Here is a 19,619-nt window from a genome sequence, read left to right on the forward strand (position 1 = left end):
CTCTCTTTAAATCTCCATCAAATATTTCACAGCTAAAATATAGCCATATTTTCCTAAACCTGTTATTTGTCCAATACAAGCTGGTGAAGTAATACAAACTTTTCTAAAATCTTCTCTTGCATGTATATTAGAAATGTGTACTTCCACAGTAGGTATACTTACAGCTTTTATAGCATCATGTATAGCAACAGATGTATGTGTGTAAGCCCCTGGATTGATAATTATCCCATCATATTTTTCATTATATGCTTTTTGAATACAGTCTACAATTTCTCCTTCTATATTACTTTGAAAAAAAGTAAAATCTATATTTTTATTTTTAAACTCTGAATTTTTTTTAATATATTCACACAGTTCTTCATAAGTAAAAGAGCCATATATATTTTTTTCTCTCACTCCAAGCATATTTAAATTAGCTCCATTAATTACCATTATTTTCATTTTTTTCTCCCATTTCTATGATAATTTCTTCTCTAATTTTATTTTTCATCATTTCTGAAATTTCTTTCTCAAACAATATTTCATCTGTTTTTATAGCCTGTTCTATAAGCATATCCATTCCATTAATAGCAACAAGTCCATTTTCTTTAGCAAGTTTTAAAAATTTTGTTTCAATAGGATTATATATTAAATCTATTGCAACCTTAAATTTCTTGATAACATTTTCATCTGCAATACTTTCATATATATTAGGGTACATTCCAACAGGAGTTGTATTTATTATTATATCTCCCTCAGAAATTTTAGAAAAATCTACTTTGCTATCTTTATCTTTTCTAAAGCAAAAAATAATTTCTCCAGCTCTCATATCTTTCAAAACTTTACTTACACTTGCACTAGCTCCACCTCTCCCGATGACTGCTACTTTTTTATTTTTTACATCTATATTATTTAAAATAAGAGTTTGCATAAAACCATAATAGTCTGTATTAGCACCAAAATATTTATTATCTTTTATATACAATAAATTAATTGCTCTTATTTCTTTTGCCTCATTACTTAAACTATTCAACTTATCTATAAAAATTTTCTTATAAGGTATTGTAATATTAACTCCCTTAATATTATTAGCTTGCATATATTCTTTAAAATTAATAATATCTTCTTTAGAAACTTCATATAAAACATATTCTGCTTGTATATTTAAATTTTTTAAAATTATTTTATGTAGGATTGGAGAAAGAGAGTGAGACAATTTTTCTCCCAACAGACCAATCTTAATCACTTTTTTGAACCTCCTTGCTAATATCCATAAGCGTTCTCAAAAATTTTTCCACATATTTTTTCTGATTATCATCTATATTCTTAAGAGACATACCTATAATCTCTTCTTCTCTCTTTGGGTCATAGATTTTCATATTATTTTCTTTTTTTAATTCACCAATTTCTTTTGATATATCTAGTCTTTTTAAAAATAAAGCTATAAGCTCATCATCAATATCATCTATCTTTTTTCTCAAGAGATTTAATTTTATCATAAAATATCTCCATTTCTATTTGGAATTTCTACTGAAATTTTAAGGGGTAATTTTTGATTTAACTTTATCATCAAGTATCTCCTTTTCTATCTCCTGTAGTTTTCCTATCATCTCTGTATCTTTAAATTTAAGAAGAATTTTAGCATCTTTACTATAAGATGTTATTATCCCACTTGTATAGTCATATGTATATATTAAATTTTCATCTTCATCAAAATATTGCCAAATATCTATCATTTCATTATTATTTATTCTACCAACACTGAGTTTTTTACCTTCTTCATCATAATTTATAACATAACCCAATTCTGTCTTAGAAATCGGTTCATAGAAAATTTCTGTTTTTAGTTTACCACTTTCATAAAAATATTGCCATCTACCATACTTTTTATTAGAGATATAAAATTCTTTAGATTTTAATTTCCCGTTATCATAGTATTTTTCTTTAACTCCATTTAAGTTATTTTGATTTAAAACTTTATAATCTTCTTTATTATTAAAAAAATATTTTAAAAACTTTTCACTTGAAAATAAATTTAAACTTAATATCATCATCAAAAGAATAATAATTTTTTTCATTTTTATTCTCCTTTCAGTATAATGTGATTTTTTTATTCTATCATTTTTTTATAATAATTGTAACTAAAAAAATAAAGATTTCAAATAAAGTTTCTAAATACTAACATCATTTTTTCTATATGAACTGTCTTTATCCTACAAACTTTTTATCTCTTTTATAAAAATATTATTGAAAAATAAAAAAATTTTTCTTAAAAACCGAACAATTAAATTTTTAAATTGTTATCTATAGTTTTATCCTTTCTTTATGCTAAAATTCACCCATAAATAAAAAATCTTGGGAGGGAATTATGAAAAAAATACTAACTATATTAGGACTATGCTTAGGACTTACAACAATAGCTATTGCTGAAGAAAAAGAAAAGGAAATAAAAATAGGAATTACACAAATTGTTGAGCATCCATCTTTAGATGCTGCAAGAAAAGGAATTGAGAAGGCTTTAAAAGACAAGGTTTCAAATAAAAAAATTAAAATAGATTATCAAACAGCTCAAGGGGATTTTGGAACTGCTCAACTAATAACAAAATCATTTGTTTCATCTAAAAAAGATATAATAGTTGCAATATCAACACCGAGTGCTCAAGCTGCTTTAAATGCAACTAAAAATATTCCAATCATTTATACTGCTGTAACTGATGGAGCAAGTGCAGGACTTAAAGGAGCAAATATAACAGGTACTTCTGATATGTCCCCACTAGACAAAGAAATTTCCCTTATAAAAGATATGCTTCCAAAAGCTAAAAAGGTTGGTTTCATATATAATACAAGTGAACAAAATTCTGTAATATTGTTAAAAAAATTTAAAAACCTTGCTAAATCTAAAAATCTTGTCGTTGTTGAAAAAGGTGTAAGTTCAGTAAATGATATAAATTTAGCACTAGATACTCTACTAAATCAAATAGATGTATTATTCATTCCAACAGATAATTTAGTATATTCTTCAGCAAGTTTAGTTTTACAAAAAGCTAATAGAAAAAATGTTCCTATTATAGCTTCAACAAAAGATATTGTTGAAAAGGGTGCTTTAGCAACTGAAAGCATAGACTATGAAAAATTAGGTTATCAAACTGGAGAAGTTATTATAAAAATTATGAATGGTAAAAATCCTAAAGATATCCCTGTTGAAACTTTGAAAGAAACTAACTTGATTATAAACAAAAAAATGGCAAAAAAATATAATGTAAACATTGACGATATAAAATATAAAAAAGCAGAAAAAATTTAAAAAGATAAAAAGGAGTTTTAAAATGTTTCAAGCAACAATAGAACAAAGCTTAATTTTTGCAATTATGGTTTTGGGTGTATATATATCTTTCAAAATATTAAATTTTCCCGATATGACTGTTGATGGAAGTTTTCCATTAGGTGCAGCTATTTCAGCAAAACTTTTAACTTTAGGAGTTAATCCTTATTTAACTTTATTTGTTGCTCTTATTTGTGGAGCTCTTGCTGGAGGAATTACAGGTCTTATACATGTAAAATTAAAAGTTCAAGATTTACTTGCTGGAATTTTAACTATGACTGCTCTATACAGTATTAATCTAAGAATTATGGGAAAATCTAATATTCCTTTATTTGAAGAAGAAAATATATTTAACACAGACTATTCTATAATTATAACAATAATAATTTTAATTTTAATAAGTAAATTATTTTTAGATTATTTATTGAAAACAAAGTTTGGCTTTGCATTAAAGGCTTTAGGAGATAATGAAAATCTTGTAGTTTCTTTAGGTTTAAACGAAAAAAAATATAAGGTATACGGTCTTATTATAGCAAATGCTTTTGTTGCTTTTTCTGGTGCTATACTTGCTCAATATCAAGGATTTGCTGATATAGGTATGGGAACAGGAACTATAGTTATAGGTCTTGCCTCTATAATTATTGGAGATACAATTTTTGGAAAGACTAGAAAAATCAGTGGGACTTCTGTAGTAATAATAGGTTCTGTTCTTTATAGAGCTGTTCTTGCTCTAACTTTATCTTTGGGAATGGATGCAAGTGATTTAAAACTAATTACAACAATTATAGTCTTAATAATCCTATGGTTACAAAAGTTAAAAAATAAAAGGAGATGATAAGAAATGATGACACTTTCTAATATAAATAAAACTTTTTATTCTGCATCAGGAGAAGAAAAAGCAATATTCACAGACTTAAATCTTAAAGTAGCTAAAGGAGAATTTATCTCTGTTATTGGAAGTAATGGAGCAGGTAAGTCTACTCTTCTTAACCTTATTAGCGGAAACATTGACTTAGATAATGGTACTATTGAAATAGAAGGAGAAAATATAACAAATTTAGCAAAACACAAAAGAAGTAAAATTATTTCTAAGGTTTATCAAAATCCATCTATGGGAACTGCTCCATCTATGACTATTTTTGAAAATTTATCTATGGCAGACAACAAAGGAAAAATATTTGGATGGTCTCTAGGTTTAAATCAATCCAAAAGAGAATATTACAAAAATTTATTAAAAGAATTAGATTTGGGACTTGAAAATTTAATGGAAACAGAAGTTCAATATCTATCTGGAGGTCAAAGACAATGTCTTGCTTTAATTATGGCAACTTTAAATCAACCAAAAATATTGCTTTTAGATGAACATACAGCCGCTCTTGACCCTAAAACATCTCAAATTATTATGGATAAAACCAAAGATATAATAACAAAGTATGAAATTCCTACACTTATGATTACACATAATTTACAAGATGCTATAAAATATGGGAATAGATTAATTATGCTTCACAACGGAAAAATTATTTTAGATATTAGTGGAGATGAAAAAAAAGAGCTTACTCAAGAAAAATTAATGGATGTATTTAAAAAGATTTCTACTTATTCAGATGTGTTTTAACAATGAATTATATAAGTATTTAAAGATTTTTATATGGCTGGGGTGGCTGGATTCGAACCAACGCATAACGGAGTCAAAGTCCGTTGCCTTACCGCTTGGCGACACCCCAAAAAAAATGGTCGGAATAGCAAGATTCGAACTTGCGGCCCCCTGCTCCCAAGGCAGGTGCGCTACCGGACTGCGCTATATTCCGTCCTAAATGACTTTATAAGTTTAGCATATATATTTTTCTCTGTCAAGAAATTATTTCTTATCTAAACTAATATTTTTTATAAAAATTTAAATCAAATTAATAGTAAAATTATTTTACCTTATTTAAAATAATTGTTGACAAAAACAAAAAAGAATATTATATTTATAACTAAGAATAAATATAAATCTTCAGGGCAGGGTGAGATTCCCGACCGGTGGTATAGTCCACGAAAGCATAGCTTTGATTTGGTGAAATTCCAAAACCGACAGTAAAGTCTGGATGAAAGAAGATATAGTCTATTTAAATTTATAGTTTAAAAGATTAAATTGATTTCTAAGTAACCAATAAATACCTGAATTTTATTCAGGTATTTTTTATTCTATAGGAAAGCATAAAATTAAATAGCAAAAATTAGTCTCTTGACGTCCATGAGTTCTACGAGCTCAATGAACACAGGCTCTTCGAACTAATACGGATGTCAGAGACTTTATTTACTAAAGTAGATATACAAATTTAATAAGTAATAAAATTTTTATAAAAATTATGGAGGTAACAATGAAAGTTTTTGAAGGAAAGTTTAATGGTCAAGGAATAAAAATAGCTATAGTAGCTGCTAGATTTAATGAATTTATCACATCTAAGTTAATAGGTGGTGCAGAAGACATTCTAAGAAGACATGAAGTTCAAGATGATGATATCAATTTATTCTGGGTTCCTGGAGCATTTGAAATACCTTTAGTTGCAAAAAAATTAGCTCAATCTAAAAAATATGATGCTGTTATAACATTAGGAGCTGTTATTAAAGGTTCTACACCTCATTTTGATTATGTATGTGCTGAAGTTTCAAAAGGAGTTGCTCATGTTAGCTTAGATAGTGAAGTTCCTGTAATATTTGGAGTTTTAACAACTAACTCAATAGAAGAAGCTATCGAAAGAGCTGGAACAAAAGCAGGAAATAAAGGAGCAGATGCAGCTATGACTGCCATTGAAATGATCAATTTAATAAAAGGTATCTAGTATGAAAAAAGATGAAGAATATATGAAAGAAGCTATAAAACTAGCTCAACAAGGATTTGGAAAAGTAAATCCAAATCCTTTAGTTGGGGCTATTGTTGTTAAAGATGATAAAATTATTGGTAGAGGTTGGCACAAGAACTTTGGTGGTGCTCATGCAGAAGTTTGGGCTTTAGATGAAGCTGAAGAAAATGCAAAAGGAGCAACTATATATGTAACTTTAGAACCTTGTTCACACCATGGAAAAACTCCACCTTGTGCTGAAAAAATAGTAAAATCAGGAATAAAAAGATGTATTATAGCTTGTGTGGATCCAAATCCACTAGTTGCTGGAAAAGGTATAGATATATTAAAAAATGCTGGAATTGAAGTTGAAGTTGGAATTTTAGAAAAAGAGGCAAAAGAAATAAATAAAATATTTTTTAAATATATAACAAAAAAAGAGCCTTATTTATTTTTAAAATGTGGAATAACCTTAGATGGAAAATTAGCAACAAGAAGTGGAAAATCAAAATGGATAACTAATGATTTAGCAAGAGAAAGAGTTCAGTATTTAAGAACTAAATATATGGGAATTATGGTAGGTATAAATACTATCCTAGCAGATAATCCTAGTCTTGATTCAAGAATGGAAAATGCAAGAAATCCTTATAGAATTGTAGTTGATCCTAAGTTAGAAACACCAATTGATGCTAAATTTTTGCATTTTGATGATAAAAAAGCAATAATAGTAACTTCTACTAAAAATAAGACAGCTGAAAAAATAAAAGTTTTAAAGGAAATAGGGACTAATTTTATTTTTCTTGACGGAGAAATGTTTGAAATGAAAACTATACTTAAAGAAATTGGAAAACTAGGAGTTGATTCTATTCTATTAGAAGGTGGTGGTGGATTAATTTCATCAGCTTTTAAAGAAAATATAATAGATGGTGGCGAAATCTTTATTGCTCCTAAAATCATCGGAGATAATTCAGCTATATCATTTCTAAATGGTTTTAATTTTGATAGTATTGATGAGGTCTTTAAGTTGCCTAATCCTAAATTTAATATCTACGGAGATAACATATCAGTAGAATTTGAAATGATATAAAGATATTTTCTAAAAGAGAGGTTAAATTATTATGTTTACAGGTTTAGTTGAAGAAAAAGGAAGAGTTATTTCTATCAATAATGGAGATAAATCAATAAAATTAAAAATAAAAGCTAGCAAAGTTTTAGAAAATGTAAAATTAGGAGATAGTATTGCAACAAATGGAGTTTGTCTGACTGTAACAGAATTTTCAAAAGATTATTTTTTAGCAGACTGTATGTTTGAAACAATAATGAGATCTAATTTAAAAAGGCTAAAAGCTGGAGATGAAGTAAATTTAGAGAAATCTATTACTTTAGCAACTCCCCTAGGTGGACATTTAGTTACTGGAGATGTTGACTGTGAAGGAGAAATTATTTCTATAACACAAGAGGGAATAGCAAAGGTCTATGAAATAAAAATCAGTAGAAAATATATGAGATACATCGTTGAAAAAGGTAGAGCAACAATAGATGGGGCAAGCCTTACAGTTGTTGCACTAACTGATGATAGTTTTTCTATTTCTTTAATACCACATTCACAAGAAAAAATCATTCTAGGAAACAAAAAAATAGGCGATATTGTGAATGTTGAAACAGACTTAATAGGAAAATATATAGAAAAATTTTTATATTTTGATAAACTTGAAGAAAAAGAAGAAAAGAAAAATACAATTACAAGAGAATTTTTATTAAAAAATGGGTTCTAGGAGGAAAAATGATTTACAAGATAGAAGATGTTTTTGAGGATATAAAAAATGGTATTCCTTTAATAATAGTAGATGATGAAAATAGAGAAAATGAAGGGGATATTTTTGTTGCAGCAGAAAAAGCAACTTATGAAAGTATTAATTTTATGGCAACACATGCAAGAGGTCTAACTTGTGTTCCTATGTCAAAAGAATATGCTCAAAGATTACATTTAGATCCAATGACAGCAAATAATACTGATGCAAAATGCACAGCTTTTACTGTTTCCGTTGATGCAAAAGAGGGGACAACTACTGGTATTTCTATAGCTGATAGATTAACAACTATTAAAAAATTAGCAGATATAAATTCTATAGATACAGATTTCACTAGACCAGGGCACATATTTCCACTTGTTGCAAAAGATAGAGGAGTTCTTGAAAGAGAAGGTCATACAGAAGCTACTGTTGATTTATGTAAAATCTGTGGTTTAGCTCCTGCTGCTGTTATTTGTGAAATTTTAAAGGACGATGGTACTATGGCAAGAATGGACGATTTAGAAATTTTTGCTAAAAAACATAATTTAAAAATAATTACAATAGAAGACCTAATAAAATACAGAAAAAAATATGAAGAACTTATGAGCATAGAAGTTGTTGCAAATATGCCAACTGATAGTGGGACTTTTAAAATTGTTGGATTTAACAATTTAATAGATGATAAAGAACATATTGCTTTAGTTAAAGGAGATGTCAATGGCAAAGAAAATGTAACTGTCAGAATACACTCAGAATGTTTTACTGGGGACATTTTAGGTTCTTTAAGATGTGACTGTGGTTCTCAATTAAAAACTGCTATGAGAAGAATAGAAAAAATTGGAGAAGGTGTAGTTTTATATTTAAGACAAGAAGGAAGAGGTATAGGACTTTTAAACAAATTAAAAGCATACAATCTTCAAGAACAAGGTGTTGACACCTTAGATGCAAACTTACAACTTGGTTTTGGTGCAGATATGAGAGATTATGCTGTTGCTGCTCAAATGCTTAAAGCTTTAGGTGTAAAATCTGTAAAACTATTAACTAATAATCCATTAAAAATAAATGGATTAAGTGAATATGGAATGCCAGTTGTAGAAAGAGAAGAAATTGAGATTGAACACAATCATGTGAATGAACATTATTTAAAAACTAAAAAAGATAGAATGGGACATTTATTAAACATAAAATAAACTTTAATTTTACAATAGAAAGGTGATAAAATGAATTTTAAAAATTTACCTATTACACCTATACTTTCTGTTGAAAAGACAAAACAACAGGAAATATTACTAGAACACAATAAATTATTACGAAATCTTTTAGGAGAAACTATATTAACATATGGTGGATTACCTATATATAAAGCAGTAGAAAAACTTAAAAATGTCTCTGCTGAATATTACAAAAACAAAGTTCCTGCTAACTATGATAACTTATCTAGCTTTTGCTCTGAACTTAATAATAAGGAATTATTAAAAGTTACTAGAAGTTTTACATTTTATTCTGTATTAGCAAATATTGCAGAAGATGTATATCAAATGCATCAGCAAAGAAGTGCTAAAATTTCAAATAATTTACAACTAGGAACTTTAGAAAGATCTATAAAAAATTTAAAAGATAAAGGATTTAATGAGGAAAAAATACTTAAAGCAATGAAAAAGGTTTCTATTGTTCCAGTTTTAACAGCTCATCCAACTCAAGTTCAAAGAAAGAGTATATTGGATATGATTAAAAAATTGACCGATACATTAGATAAATATGAAGATGTTAAGAATTTAAAAATATCGGAAGATGAATGGATAGATGAATTAAATAGGGGAATACAAATTTTATGGCAAACTTCTATGCTTAGAACAAGTAAACTTACCGTTGCTGATGAAGTAAATAATGCACTTAGCTATTACAGTACAACCTTTTTTCAAGAAATTCCTAAATTAATGAACAAATTTCAAGAAATTTCTGAAACAATAGCTAATAAAACTGCATTTAATAGCTATAGAAACCTACTTCCTTTAACAATGGGAATGTGGATAGGTGGAGATAGAGATGGAAATCCTTTTGTTACTTCTGAGACTTTAGAGCTATCAGCTCAAGCTCAAGCAACAAAACTATTTCAATTTTATTTTGAAGAAATTGAAAAAGTTTATCGTGAATTGTCTATGTCTATAACAATGGTCAGAGTGAATGATGACCTTAAAAAACTTTCTGAAGATTCTGGAGAAGTTTCTCCACATAGGGTTAATGAACCTTATCGTAGAGCTTTAACTGCTATAAATGATAGACTCTTATCTACTGCTTATACTATATGTACTGACACTGATTATTTCCCTCCAAGAAGAAAAAATGTTGTTGGGAAACCATATAAGAAAGCCGAAGAATTTCAAAAAGATTTAGAAATTGTTGCACAATCGTTAATTGATAACAATGCAAAATTTTTAACAAAAGGTCTTTTAAATAACTTAATTAGTGCTATAAAAATATTCGGATTTCATCTAGCTACAATAGATTTGAGACAAGATTCTAGTGTACACGAAGTTTGTGTTGCAGAATTATTGAAAAATGCAAATATTTTAGATGATTATTTAGCTTTATCTGAAGATGAACGTTGTGAAATTTTATTAAAAGAATTAGAACAAGATCCAAGAATTTTAAGTGATCCTACAATTCCACAAAGTGAATTGCTTTCTGGAGAGCTAGAAATATTTAGAAAAGTTAAATCTTTAAGGGATAGATTTGGGGAAAAAATTATAGAAAAAAATTTAATTTCTCATGCAACAAGTCTTTCAGATATGCTAGAAGTAGCTATCTTACTTAAAGAAGCTAATCTTGCCAAAGGAACTAAAAATAATGAATTTTGTGAATTACAAATTGTTCCTTTATTTGAAACTATAGAAGATTTAGAGGTTGCTCCCCAAACTCTAAGAAATTGGTTTTCTCTTCCTTTAGTGGAAAAGTGGATGAACAAAAAAGAGAGAAAACAAGAAGTAATGTTAGGATATTCTGACAGTAATAAAGATGGTGGATATTTAACATCAAACTGGGCTCTATATGTTGCTCAAAAAAGTCTTACTGCTGTAGGACAAGAGTTTAATATTCAAGTTTCTTTTTTCCATGGAAGAGGTGGAACTGTTGGAAGGGGTGGAGGCCCAAGTTATGAAGCAATACTTGCACAACCTGAAGGAAGTACAGCAGGTACTATTCGTTTAACTGAACAAGGTGAAGTCATTGGAGCAAAATACGGAAATTCTGAATTAGGATTTAAAAATTTAGAAGCCTTAGTTTCTGCTGCTTTAGAGTCTAGTTCATTGTCAATAGAAGATGCAAACTGGGACGAGTATGAAAAAATAATAGCTGAGATTTCGGATCTAAGCTATGGTATTTATAGAGATTTGGTTTATAATACAGAAGGTTTTACTGAATTCTTTTTTGAAATTACCCCTATAAATGCAATAGCAGGTCTAAATATTGGTTCAAGACCATCTTCAAGAAAGAAAAATCATTCATTAGAAAGTCTTAGAGCTATTCCATGGGTATTTTCTTGGTCTCAAACTCGTATTATGCTTCCAGGTTGGTATGGTGTAGGTTCTTCATTTGAAAAGTGGATAGAAAAAAATGATAAAAATCTTGAAACACTACAAAAGATGTACAAAGAATGGCCATTCTTTAAAGCTGTAATTTCAAATGTAGACATGATTCTATCTAAAACTGATCTAGGAATAGCATACGAATATATAAAGCTAGCTTCTAATCAAAAAATTGCGAAAAATATATTCTCTTCTATTGTTAAAGAATGGGAATTAACTTTAGATATATTGAAAAAAATTACAGGTAATGAAGTTCTTCTTAAAGATAACCCGGAATTAGCAAGCAGTTTAAACAATAGATTAGCATATTTTAGCTCTATGAATTATTTACAAATTGAATTACTAAAAAGAAAAAGAAATGGAGATGCCTCAGAAGACTTACAAAAAGCTCTACATATTTCAATAAATGGTCTGGCAACTGGTCTTCGTAATAGTGGCTAATAGAAATAGTATTAATTTATAAAAATATAATTAAATAAAGTCTCTTGACAGCCGTATGAGTTCTACGAGCTCAATAAACACAGGCTCTTCGAACTAATACGGACGTCGAGACTAATTTTGCTATTTTTAAATTTATACTTTCCTTATAAATAAAAAGAACAAGTCAAGATTCTTTGAGGAAAATTGACTTGTTTTTAAATATATTAGAACTGTAGAAAAGATCTGTAAATTATTAAAAAGTTTTTTATATATTTTTGTATAAAAAAGTTAAAAATTCGATTTCTTTGGGAATAGTAGCTCTATCTAAAAACTGTTTTATTTCATCTTTAAATTCACTAATTTTTTCTAAAAATATAGCTTTCTTTTCTTCTTCTTCTGCTTTTTTTCCGAATAATATAAAAGGTACTCCTGGAAAAGTGAGAGAATTTATAATAGGTTCTATAACAGCTGCTATTTTTCCTAGTAGTGTACGTTTTTCAAATTCATGCAAAAGAGGAAAAAAGTCTGGATAGCTATCTTTACTACTATTTATTATTTTTTTTAGTTTATAATAATCCTCTTTTTTTAAAAAGATACAAATTTTTTTTATTAACTCAATTAATTTTTCATTCATATTACCCTCCTATTTATTTTTTAATAATAACAATTCTAATAAAAATGAAATTATTCTCTCTTTTTCTGAAATTATACTGACTTCTACTGTCATCCCTTTTTTAAGGGCAGATATATTATTAATATTATTACTTTGAATACTTCCTATTATTAAATAAAACTTTTTACCATTTATATCAATAGAATCATTTGAAATTTTTAGAACATTTCCATAAAATTTAATTTTTTTATATGCAAAATCATTTCCTATTAGCTTATATTTTATTTTCATTGTCTTTTTTATTTTTAAAATATCTTTTTTACTTATCAAAAATTCAATATAATAATTTTTGCTATCAGGAATAATTGTTCCAATTTGAGTTCCTATGAATAAAAAAAACTGTCCCTTAATTCATAAAATTCTTAGGCACAGTTTACAAAATATTATTAACTTACATAAATTTATAATGGCGGGAGTGACGAGGCTCGAACTCGCGACCTCCTGCGTGACAGGCAGGCGCTCTAACCAACTGAGCTACACCCCCAGTTATAAAAATGGTGGTCACAATAGGACTTGAACCTATGACCCCCTGCTTGTAAGGCAGGTGCTCTCCCAACTGAGCTATGCGACCATCAATGGTGCCCAGAGGCGGAATCGAACCACCGACACGGGGATTTTCAGTCCCCTGCTCTACCGACTGAGCTATCTGGGCTTTTAAATTATGGCGGAAGGCTAGAGACTCGAACTCTAAAGTCTTACGACGCCGGTTTTCAAGACCGGTTCCTTACCAATTAGGATAGCCTTCCATGGTACCCCGTAGGGGAATCGAACCCCTGTTTCCAGAGTGAAAATCTGATGTCCTAACCACTGAACGAACGGGGCATCCTAACATAAAAAAATGGTGGATCCAGCTGGACTCGAACCAGCGACCACTCGGTTATGAGCCGAGTGCTCTGACCAAACTGAGCTATGGATCCATCTATATGGCGTATCTGAAGGGATTCGAACCCCTGACCCACGCCTTAGAAGGGCGTTGCTCTATCCAGCTGAGCTACAGATACATATTATATGGTGCGTCATACAAGATTTGAACTTGTGACAACACGATTAAAAGTCGTGTGCTCTACCAACTGAGCTAATGACGCATAAAATTAATGGAGCGGGAAACGAGGTTCGAACTCGCGACATTCAGCTTGGAAGGCTGACGCTCTACCAACTGAGCTATTCCCGCATAAATTCTAACTATTTAATTTTGGTGGCGGGGGTAAGATTTGAACTTACGACCTTCGGGTTATGAGCCCGACGAGCTGCCAGACTGCTCTACCCCGCGACATAAAAAATGGTGCCTAGAGCCGGAATCGAACCGGCACGGTACTAAGTACCACAGGATTTTAAGTCCTGTGCGTCTACCTATTCCGCCATCCAGGCATTTTTTACTGCTCTAAGTTCCCCTTGAGACATTAGTAATGATACCATAATTCTTATAATATGTCAAACTTTTTTTAATTTTTTTTAAATTTTTTTTGTTATTTTTATTTTTTTAATATTTTCAATATATTTTATAAAATCAGAAGGGGCTAAAATATAACTTTCTTTTTGCTTTTTTGCAAATTTTTTAAAAACATTCTCTAAAATGCTCGCCTCAGAGCGAGAATTACATATAAAAACTCTCTCTATTTTTGTAACTTTATGAGACTTTGTATATTTAGCTCCTTTCAATTCTATATGTTCTTTATATCTTTTTTCATAATCCTTGGCTATTCCAGTATAAATGCTACGATCACTACATCTCAACATATATAAATAATAAATTTCCATTTTTCTCCTATTATGTATATTTATTTTTATATTTTTATATTTTTATATTTTCAAATCTCCACTTTTTATATAATTTTTTTTCTTTAAAGCTTTATAAATTATAAAATTTAAAATAATCGGCAATATAAAATGCAAAATTATCATAGTTGGCAAATAAGATAAGCCATTTACAGAAAAAGTAGCTATCTGACCAACTAAACCACTTGTTCCCATACCAGAAGCTATACTATTTGAAGATAATTTGAAAATTGTGGTTGAAAACACACCTAAAATAGCACTTGAAACTATCGGTGGTATCCATATTATCGGATTTTTTATTATATTAGGCATTTGAATCATAGAAGTTCCAAAACCTATAGAAAGCACTGTACCCCAGTCATTATCTTCACATGACATAACGGCAAATCCTATCATTTGGCAACAACACCCTGTCAAAGAAGCTCCAGCTGCAAGTCCACTTAAACCTAGTGAAATCCCTATTGCTGCCGAACTAATTGGTAAAGTTAAGATTATTCCCATTATTACTGAAATTGTTAATCCCATAAAAACAGGTCTTAGTTCAGTAGTTTTGTTTACTAGCAATCCTATTTCATAAATAATTTCTGATATATATGGAGAAAATATCTTTGCAATCAAACAACCAACTAAAATTGTTACTAAAGGTAGCAGTATTAAATCAAATTTTGTTTTTTTGGAGAACATCTTTGCTACTAATATTCCAACTAGAACTGAAACTCCTGCTCCAATAGGTTCCCCTAATTTTATAAAAACTTGATTATCTAAATATACTAAACTTCCTGCTCCATACATTCCAACTATAAGAGATGAAATAATTATTAAAATAGGAAAACCTAATGTATAAGATATTCCAACACCAATAGCTCCTCCCATTAACAACTGAGATATAGAACCTATATAAACTAAGAAATCCAGGTTTAGTAATAATCCTAGCTGCTTTAATATAAGCCCAACTATAAGAGATGAAAACAAGCCTAAAGCCATTCCATTTAAACTTTTTATAACAAAATCTTTCATTTTTTCTCCTTTCTCAACTCTTAAGAAATTTTATTTTGTATATCATACTTCATTTAATTTATTTTTTCAAGTAATAAATAGAATAATAAGGGCTCTTGATAATCATATGAATCCTAAGGCTAATTGAGTACAATCTTTTTTAAACTGATTTTCATTATTTATTTTTATACTTTCCTATAAAGTAAAAAAGTCTCTGACGTCCTTTAGTTCAAAGAGCCTGTGTTCATTGAGCTCGTAGAACTCATACGACTGTCAAGAGACTAATTTTCATTTTTAATTTTATACTTTCCTTATAAAGAAGATTTTAAAAAAACTGTATCCTCATTTTTTGAATTTGGATACAGTTTTACTTCAATCTAAATATTCTATTTTATTTCTTCTTCTAATGCTTTTGATAAACCTTTTTGAACTTCTTCATTTTGTTCAGGCACACACAATCCGTCTCCTAAAACACTACAATAAGTTGCTTCTTGTTTCTTAGCTTCTTCTTTTGTTACTGTTTTAACTTCAGTTTCACTAGCTGAAGTTGCTGCTGGACTTGCTCCAGGTTCTGGTATTATTTTTCCAGTTTTTATTTCTTCGTAGTATTTTAATAGTTCATCTTTTTGAGCTGTTTTTGCTAAATTTTCAAGTTTTTCATAAGCTTCTTTATCTCCTGAATCAAAAGCTGCTTTAAATTTAGTTAACATTCTTTTATTCTTTTCTATGAATTCTGCACTTGCTGTTATTGGTTCTCCAGTTTGAGCAGGTGCTGCTGGACTTGCTCCAGGTTCTGGTATTATTTTTCCAGTTTTTATTTCTTCATAGTATTTTAACAGTTCATCTTTTTGAGCTGTTTTTGCTAAATTTTCAAGTTTTTCATAAGCTTCTTTATCTCCTGAATCAAAAGCTGCTTTAAATTTAGTTAACATTCTTTTATTCTTTTCTATGAATTCTGCACTTGCTGTTATTGGTTCTCCAGTTTGAGCAGATACTGCTGGACTTGCTCCAGGTTCTGGTATTATTTTTCCAGTTTTTATTTCTTCATAGTATTTTAACAATTCATCTTTGTTGGCTGTTTTTGCTAAATTTTCAAGTTTTTCATAAGCTTCTTTATCTCCTGAATCAAAAGCTGCTTTAAATTTAGTTAACATTCTTTTATTCTTTTCTATAAATTCTGCACTTGCTGTTATTGGTTCTCCAGTTTGAGCTTTTGGTGCTTCTTTCTTTTCTACTGGTTTTTTAGCAGCAGGTTTCTTTTTAACAGGTATTTCTACTTCAACACCCATTATTTCACCAATTTTTCCTGCAACTTTAGGTCCTCCTGGTGCACACAATGTCATCTTAGCTCCCTCTTGAGCAACCCCTGTAGCGTACCCTGAACATCCAGGATATCCACAAGCTCCACAGTTTACTCCAGGTAATATAGCCAAGATTGCTTCTACTTTAGGATCTTTTTCTACTTCAAACTTCTTTGAAGCATATGCTAAAAATAGACCCATTAATACTCCAGTTATTCCCATTACAACAACTGGTATTAAAATCGCTTCCATATTTACCTCCATTTGTATAAGTTATTAAATTTGCATTCCACTAAATCCCATAAATGCCATAGCTAGTAATCCTGCTGTTACAAATGCTATTGGAACACCCTTAAAGTTTTTAGGGATATTTGCATATTCTAATTTTTCTCTTATACCAGCTAAAAGTAATAAAGCTAATGAAAATCCAACTGCAACACCAAAACCATTAACTATTGTTTCTATAAAATTATACCCAGCTTGAATATTTAATATAGCAACTCCTAGAACAGCACAGTTTGTTGTGATTAATGGTAAGAAAACTCCCAAAGCTTTGTATAAACTTGGAGATGTTTTTTGAATTGCCATTTCAACAAATTGAACTAATGAAGCTATTATTAATATAAAAGCTATTGTTTGTAAATATTCCAACCCTAAAGGTTTTAATATTAAAGTATATACTAACCAAGTTATTCCAGATGCTATTGTTATAACGAATGTTACCGCCATACCCATTCCTAAAGAAGAGTCTATCTTTTTAGAAACTCCCATAAAAGGACAGCATCCTAAGAATTTAGCAAATATAATATTATTTATAAATATTGAACTAACTATTATAGTAAATAATCCACCTATATTCATTTCTTAGCCACCTTCTTTTTCTTAGCATCTCTTTCTTTCTTTATATTTATACAAGCCATTATCATTCCTATTGTTATAAATCCTCCAGGAGCAAGTACAAAAATTAAAGCCGGACTAAAATTTTCTGGAACTAAAGAAACTCCAAATATTGATCCATTTCCTAAAATTTCTCTTATTGATCCTAAGAAAGTTAATGATAATGTAAATCCTATTCCTGATCCAATACCGTCAAGTATAGAGTCAAACACTCCATTTTTAGATGCAAAACTTTCTGCTCTTCCTAGAACTATACAGTTTACAACTATCAAAGGAATAAAAATTCCTAGTACACTATATAACTCTGGAGTATATGCATGCATAACCATATCAACAACTGTAACCAATGATGCTATTATCATTATAAAAGCTGGTATTCTAACTTGATCAGGGATAAACTTTTTAAATGTAGATATCAAACCATTTGAACAAGCAAGAACTGCTATAACTGCAAGCCCCATTGAAAAACCATTCAAAGCACTATTTGTTACCCCTAATGTTGGACATAAACCTAACATTAATACAAATACCGGATTTTCCTTAAATATTCCCGCTGTAAGTATTCCTAATTTTTTCATTATTGACTCACCTCAGCTTTATAGTTTTCCAATGCTCTCATAATACCAGTATAAACTGCACGTGGAGATATAGTAGCTCCAGCAAAAGCATCTACTGCCTTATCAAATTTATAAGAGTCATCTCTTCCTATCCATTGTTGTTGCCATTTTTTACCTGTAACTTTTGCTCCTAGCCCTGGTGTTTCTGATTGACTAATTACATTAAGTCCTGTTATTTTTGCATCATTATCTATACCAACAACAAAATTTATATCTCCTGCATATCCTGGTTGAGCAACTGAAGCTACATAACCAACTACAGCTCCACTTTCATCATATCCAGGAATATATTGTATTCCATCAACTTCTTTAGCTTCTTCTTCTTTAAATGTGCTAGCTGATGGTAAAACTTCTACTCTTGCTTCATTTACTATTTTTAAAGCATTTTCAGCTATAACCTTACTTGTAAATCCATTTACAGTTCCTAAAATTCCAGCTGATATTGCAGCTATTAGACCAAGGACGATTCCAAAATGTATATATCTATTTTCCATTTTTGCTCACCCCTCCAAATTTCTTAGGTCTTATATATCTATCTATTAGAGGTACAACACCATTCATTATTAAAATTGCATATGCAGTTCCTTCTGGGTATCCACCTTTCATTCTTATTAAAGAAATCAAAACACCTAAACCTAATGCAAATACAACTCTACCATTTGTTGTTGTTGGACTTGTAACCATATCAGTTGCCATAAAGAAAGCTCCTAAAAATAAACCTCCTGATAAAATTTGCATTAAAGGATCTTCTGCTCCTAAAGCCCAAGTCAATACAAATACTGTACCTATCATAACTGCTGGAACTTTCCAGTCAATATGTTTTTTATAAATTAAATATATTCCTCCAACTAATAATGCTAAAGCTGAAGTTTCTCCTAAAGAACCTCCCATTTGTCCTAAAAATGCTTGAATATGTGGATTTCCTCCTTCAATTAATGCATCTGTTAAAGGTTTTCCAAATTTCATAGCACTTAAAACTGTTGGTCCTCCTTTTCCATCGTAAGCAAATGTTGTTATTGCTACTGGCCAAGAAGCTTGAACAAAAGCTCTTCCTATTAGTGCTGGGTTAAATATATTGTGTCCTAGTCCTCCATATACCATTTTTCCTAATGCTATTGCCACTACACACCCAACTACAACATATTGTAACGGCATAATTACTGGAACTACGAATGAAAATAATATACCTGTTAAAATAGCACTTCCATCAAAGGCTTCTATATCTCTTTTCAATGCCTTTTGGCATATATATTCTGTAACTATACAAGTTAGTACTGCCACAACAGTCAAGATAAAAGCTCTTATCCCAAAAGTATATACAGCCATAGCAAACGCTGGTATCAAAGCTATAACAACATCATACATTACCGACTCGACAGTTTCCGCTGTTCTGATATGAGGAGCTGGTCCTGTTTTCAAAATTGTACTCACTT

21 protein-coding genes, 13 tRNA genes and 1 riboswitch are annotated in these 19,619 nt (G+C 29.7%); of the genes, 8 read left to right on the forward strand and 26 right to left on the reverse strand.

Features of this window, described 5'->3' with window-relative positions:
- Positions 1 to 6: 6 nt before the first annotated feature.
- From aroQ to BQ2505_RS03425, 4 genes are read right to left on the reverse strand one after another with little or no spacing between them, the layout of a single operon-like run.
- Positions 7 to 441, reverse strand: coding sequence for a type II 3-dehydroquinate dehydratase (gene aroQ / locus BQ2505_RS03410; protein ID WP_074016391.1), 435 nt, complete (start codon positions 439 to 441; stop codon positions 7 to 9).
- Positions 422 to 1,225, reverse strand: a complete 804-nt coding sequence (locus tag BQ2505_RS03415) for a shikimate dehydrogenase family protein (RefSeq protein ID WP_074016392.1) — start codon at positions 1,223 to 1,225, stop codon at positions 422 to 424. The genes aroQ and BQ2505_RS03415 overlap by 20 nt, the downstream gene beginning before the upstream one ends.
- On the reverse strand, positions 1,218 to 1,478 hold the full coding sequence (locus BQ2505_RS03420) for a chorismate mutase (protein WP_074016393.1): 261 nt from the start codon (positions 1,476 to 1,478) through the stop codon (positions 1,218 to 1,220). The genes BQ2505_RS03415 and BQ2505_RS03420 overlap by 8 nt, the downstream gene beginning before the upstream one ends.
- Positions 1,479 to 1,517: 39 nt before the next feature.
- Positions 1,518 to 2,057 (reverse strand): toxin-antitoxin system YwqK family antitoxin, encoded by a 540-nt coding sequence (locus BQ2505_RS03425; RefSeq protein WP_083232320.1) that lies wholly within the window; start codon positions 2,055 to 2,057, stop codon positions 1,518 to 1,520.
- A 290-nt stretch (positions 2,058 to 2,347) separates the two neighbouring features.
- Between BQ2505_RS03425 and BQ2505_RS03430 the strand changes: the two genes are divergently transcribed.
- The 3 genes from BQ2505_RS03430 to BQ2505_RS03440 are packed head-to-tail and all read left to right on the forward strand — an operon-like array spanning position 2,348 to position 4,919.
- Positions 2,348 to 3,283 (forward strand): ABC transporter substrate-binding protein, encoded by a 936-nt coding sequence (locus BQ2505_RS03430; protein ID WP_074016395.1) that lies wholly within the window; start codon positions 2,348 to 2,350, stop codon positions 3,281 to 3,283.
- Positions 3,284 to 3,305: 22 nt separating this feature from the next.
- Complete coding sequence (locus BQ2505_RS03435) at positions 3,306 to 4,136, forward strand: ABC transporter permease (protein ID WP_074016396.1); 831 nt, start codon at positions 3,306 to 3,308, stop codon at positions 4,134 to 4,136.
- 6 nt (positions 4,137 to 4,142) lie between these two features.
- The gene (locus tag BQ2505_RS03440; RefSeq protein ID WP_074016397.1) at positions 4,143 to 4,919 is read left to right on the forward strand and encodes an ABC transporter ATP-binding protein; all 777 of its coding nucleotides are present in this window, start codon (positions 4,143 to 4,145) and stop codon (positions 4,917 to 4,919) included.
- 34 nt (positions 4,920 to 4,953) lie between these two features.
- On the opposite strand, the gene BQ2505_RS03445 is transcribed toward BQ2505_RS03440, so the two are convergent.
- Positions 4,954 to 5,028: transfer RNA gene (locus BQ2505_RS03445), tRNA-Gln, on the reverse strand.
- Between the two features lie 7 nt (positions 5,029 to 5,035).
- Positions 5,036 to 5,112 (reverse strand) — tRNA-Pro (locus tag BQ2505_RS03450).
- Positions 5,113 to 5,292: 180 nt separating this feature from the next.
- Positions 5,293 to 5,407: riboswitch (FMN riboswitch) on the forward strand.
- Between the two features lie 260 nt (positions 5,408 to 5,667).
- On the opposite strand from BQ2505_RS03450, the gene ribH reads away from it, so the two are divergent.
- Genes ribH through ppc form a run of 5 tightly spaced genes read left to right on the forward strand, consistent with a single transcriptional unit; the run spans position 5,668 to position 11,947 of the window.
- Positions 5,668 to 6,129 carry a 6,7-dimethyl-8-ribityllumazine synthase gene (ribH, locus tag BQ2505_RS03455; RefSeq protein ID WP_074016398.1) on the forward strand — a complete coding sequence of 154 codons (462 nt, stop codon included), beginning with the start codon at positions 5,668 to 5,670 and terminating at the stop codon, positions 6,127 to 6,129.
- A gap of 1 nt (position 6,130) precedes the next feature.
- Positions 6,131 to 7,216, forward strand: a complete 1,086-nt coding sequence (gene ribD, locus BQ2505_RS03460) for a bifunctional diaminohydroxyphosphoribosylaminopyrimidine deaminase/5-amino-6-(5-phosphoribosylamino)uracil reductase RibD (protein WP_074016399.1) — start codon at positions 6,131 to 6,133, stop codon at positions 7,214 to 7,216.
- Between the two features lie 31 nt (positions 7,217 to 7,247).
- Positions 7,248 to 7,904 carry a riboflavin synthase gene (ribE, locus tag BQ2505_RS03465; protein WP_074016400.1) on the forward strand — a complete coding sequence of 219 codons (657 nt, stop codon included), beginning with the start codon at positions 7,248 to 7,250 and terminating at the stop codon, positions 7,902 to 7,904.
- 8 nt (positions 7,905 to 7,912) lie between these two features.
- Entirely contained in the window at positions 7,913 to 9,112 is a 1,200-nt protein-coding gene (locus BQ2505_RS03470; RefSeq protein ID WP_074016401.1) for a bifunctional 3,4-dihydroxy-2-butanone-4-phosphate synthase/GTP cyclohydrolase II, read from the forward strand.
- Positions 9,113 to 9,142: 30 nt separating this feature from the next.
- Positions 9,143 to 11,947, forward strand: a complete 2,805-nt coding sequence (gene ppc / locus BQ2505_RS03475) for a phosphoenolpyruvate carboxylase (RefSeq protein WP_074016402.1) — start codon at positions 9,143 to 9,145, stop codon at positions 11,945 to 11,947.
- 244 nt (positions 11,948 to 12,191) lie between these two features.
- Here ppc and BQ2505_RS03480 read toward each other — a convergent pair whose 3' ends face one another.
- The 20 genes from BQ2505_RS03480 to BQ2505_RS03575 all read right to left on the reverse strand — a co-directional run bounded on the left by BQ2505_RS03480 (position 12,192) and on the right by BQ2505_RS03575 (position 19,617).
- Positions 12,192 to 12,560 carry a hypothetical protein gene (locus tag BQ2505_RS03480; protein ID WP_074016403.1) on the reverse strand — a complete coding sequence of 123 codons (369 nt, stop codon included), beginning with the start codon at positions 12,558 to 12,560 and terminating at the stop codon, positions 12,192 to 12,194.
- Between the two features lie 9 nt (positions 12,561 to 12,569).
- The gene (locus BQ2505_RS03485; protein WP_074016404.1) at positions 12,570 to 12,869 is read right to left on the reverse strand and encodes a hypothetical protein; all 300 of its coding nucleotides are present in this window, start codon (positions 12,867 to 12,869) and stop codon (positions 12,570 to 12,572) included.
- A 137-nt stretch (positions 12,870 to 13,006) separates the two neighbouring features.
- Positions 13,007 to 13,083, reverse strand: a tRNA-Asp gene (locus BQ2505_RS03490).
- 11 nt (positions 13,084 to 13,094) lie between these two features.
- A tRNA-Val gene (locus BQ2505_RS03495) sits at positions 13,095 to 13,170 on the reverse strand.
- A 5-nt stretch (positions 13,171 to 13,175) separates the two neighbouring features.
- Positions 13,176 to 13,251 (reverse strand) — tRNA-Phe (locus tag BQ2505_RS03500).
- A 10-nt stretch (positions 13,252 to 13,261) separates the two neighbouring features.
- A tRNA-Ser gene (locus BQ2505_RS03505) sits at positions 13,262 to 13,345 on the reverse strand.
- A gap of 1 nt (position 13,346) precedes the next feature.
- A tRNA-Glu gene (locus tag BQ2505_RS03510) sits at positions 13,347 to 13,421 on the reverse strand.
- Between the two features lie 17 nt (positions 13,422 to 13,438).
- Positions 13,439 to 13,516, reverse strand: a tRNA-Ile gene (locus BQ2505_RS03515).
- Between the two features lie 7 nt (positions 13,517 to 13,523).
- Positions 13,524 to 13,600: transfer RNA gene (locus tag BQ2505_RS03520), tRNA-Arg, on the reverse strand.
- Positions 13,601 to 13,608: 8 nt separating this feature from the next.
- Positions 13,609 to 13,684 (reverse strand) — tRNA-Lys (locus BQ2505_RS03525).
- Between the two features lie 10 nt (positions 13,685 to 13,694).
- Positions 13,695 to 13,770 (reverse strand) — tRNA-Gly (locus tag BQ2505_RS03530).
- 22 nt (positions 13,771 to 13,792) lie between these two features.
- A tRNA-Met gene (locus BQ2505_RS03535) sits at positions 13,793 to 13,869 on the reverse strand.
- A gap of 10 nt (positions 13,870 to 13,879) precedes the next feature.
- A tRNA-Leu gene (locus BQ2505_RS03540) sits at positions 13,880 to 13,967 on the reverse strand.
- Between the two features lie 84 nt (positions 13,968 to 14,051).
- Complete coding sequence (locus BQ2505_RS03545; protein ID WP_143403549.1) at positions 14,052 to 14,357, reverse strand: GIY-YIG nuclease family protein; 306 nt, start codon at positions 14,355 to 14,357, stop codon at positions 14,052 to 14,054.
- Between the two features lie 42 nt (positions 14,358 to 14,399).
- Positions 14,400 to 15,392, reverse strand: coding sequence for a PTS sugar transporter subunit IIC (locus BQ2505_RS03550; protein ID WP_074016405.1), 993 nt, complete (start codon positions 15,390 to 15,392; stop codon positions 14,400 to 14,402).
- Between the two features lie 365 nt (positions 15,393 to 15,757).
- Complete coding sequence (locus BQ2505_RS03555; RefSeq protein WP_074016406.1) at positions 15,758 to 16,924, reverse strand: RnfABCDGE type electron transport complex subunit B; 1,167 nt, start codon at positions 16,922 to 16,924, stop codon at positions 15,758 to 15,760.
- Positions 16,925 to 16,948: 24 nt separating this feature from the next.
- On the reverse strand, positions 16,949 to 17,533 hold the full coding sequence (gene rsxA / locus BQ2505_RS03560; RefSeq protein ID WP_074016407.1) for an electron transport complex subunit RsxA: 585 nt from the start codon (positions 17,531 to 17,533) through the stop codon (positions 16,949 to 16,951).
- Positions 17,530 to 18,147 (reverse strand): electron transport complex subunit RsxE, encoded by a 618-nt coding sequence (gene rsxE / locus BQ2505_RS03565; RefSeq protein ID WP_074016408.1) that lies wholly within the window; start codon positions 18,145 to 18,147, stop codon positions 17,530 to 17,532. Before rsxE ends, rsxA begins: the two co-directional genes overlap by 4 nt.
- Complete coding sequence (locus tag BQ2505_RS03570) at positions 18,147 to 18,680, reverse strand: RnfABCDGE type electron transport complex subunit G (RefSeq protein WP_074016409.1); 534 nt, start codon at positions 18,678 to 18,680, stop codon at positions 18,147 to 18,149. The genes rsxE and BQ2505_RS03570 overlap by 1 nt, the downstream gene beginning before the upstream one ends.
- The gene (locus BQ2505_RS03575) at positions 18,670 to 19,617 is read right to left on the reverse strand and encodes an RnfABCDGE type electron transport complex subunit D (protein ID WP_074016410.1); all 948 of its coding nucleotides are present in this window, start codon (positions 19,615 to 19,617) and stop codon (positions 18,670 to 18,672) included. The genes BQ2505_RS03570 and BQ2505_RS03575 overlap by 11 nt, the downstream gene beginning before the upstream one ends.
- Positions 19,618 to 19,619: the final 2 nt, after the last annotated feature.

It is taken from the genome of Fusobacterium massiliense (assembly GCF_900095705.1).
Lineage (GTDB): Bacteria > Fusobacteriota > Fusobacteriia > Fusobacteriales > Fusobacteriaceae > Fusobacterium > Fusobacterium massiliense.

Excerpts from the sequence above, each read along its gene's own strand:
- BQ2505_RS03470 (WP_074016401.1), top strand. The coding sequence starts at position 7,913 with ATGATTTACAAGATAGAAGATGTTTTTGAGGATATAAAAAATGGTATT.
- BQ2505_RS03435 (WP_074016396.1), top strand. The coding sequence starts at position 3,306 with ATGTTTCAAGCAACAATAGAACAAAGCTTAATTTTTGCAATTATGGTT.
- ribD (WP_074016399.1), top strand. The coding sequence starts at position 6,131 with ATGAAAAAAGATGAAGAATATATGAAAGAAGCTATAAAACTAGCTCAA.
- ribE (WP_074016400.1), top strand. The coding sequence starts at position 7,248 with ATGTTTACAGGTTTAGTTGAAGAAAAAGGAAGAGTTATTTCTATCAAT.
- BQ2505_RS03550 (WP_074016405.1), bottom strand. The coding sequence starts at position 15,392 with ATGAAAGATTTTGTTATAAAAAGTTTAAATGGAATGGCTTTAGGCTTG.
- ppc (WP_074016402.1), top strand. The coding sequence starts at position 9,143 with ATGAATTTTAAAAATTTACCTATTACACCTATACTTTCTGTTGAAAAG.
- ribH (WP_074016398.1), top strand. The coding sequence starts at position 5,668 with ATGAAAGTTTTTGAAGGAAAGTTTAATGGTCAAGGAATAAAAATAGCT.
- BQ2505_RS03420 (WP_074016393.1), bottom strand. The coding sequence starts at position 1,478 with ATGATAAAATTAAATCTCTTGAGAAAAAAGATAGATGATATTGATGAT.
- BQ2505_RS03545 (WP_143403549.1), bottom strand. The coding sequence starts at position 14,357 with ATGGAAATTTATTATTTATATATGTTGAGATGTAGTGATCGTAGCATT.
- BQ2505_RS03570 (WP_074016409.1), bottom strand. The coding sequence starts at position 18,680 with ATGGAAAATAGATATATACATTTTGGAATCGTCCTTGGTCTAATAGCT.
- BQ2505_RS03440 (WP_074016397.1), top strand. The coding sequence starts at position 4,143 with ATGATGACACTTTCTAATATAAATAAAACTTTTTATTCTGCATCAGGA.
- BQ2505_RS03480 (WP_074016403.1), bottom strand. The coding sequence starts at position 12,560 with ATGAATGAAAAATTAATTGAGTTAATAAAAAAAATTTGTATCTTTTTA.
- BQ2505_RS03555 (WP_074016406.1), bottom strand. The coding sequence starts at position 16,924 with ATGGAAGCGATTTTAATACCAGTTGTTGTAATGGGAATAACTGGAGTA.
- rsxA (WP_074016407.1), bottom strand. The coding sequence starts at position 17,533 with ATGAATATAGGTGGATTATTTACTATAATAGTTAGTTCAATATTTATA.
- BQ2505_RS03425 (WP_083232320.1), bottom strand. The coding sequence starts at position 2,057 with ATGAAAAAAATTATTATTCTTTTGATGATGATATTAAGTTTAAATTTA.
- BQ2505_RS03430 (WP_074016395.1), top strand. The coding sequence starts at position 2,348 with ATGAAAAAAATACTAACTATATTAGGACTATGCTTAGGACTTACAACA.
- rsxE (WP_074016408.1), bottom strand. The coding sequence starts at position 18,147 with ATGAAAAAATTAGGAATACTTACAGCGGGAATATTTAAGGAAAATCCG.
- aroQ (WP_074016391.1), bottom strand. The coding sequence starts at position 441 with ATGAAAATAATGGTAATTAATGGAGCTAATTTAAATATGCTTGGAGTG.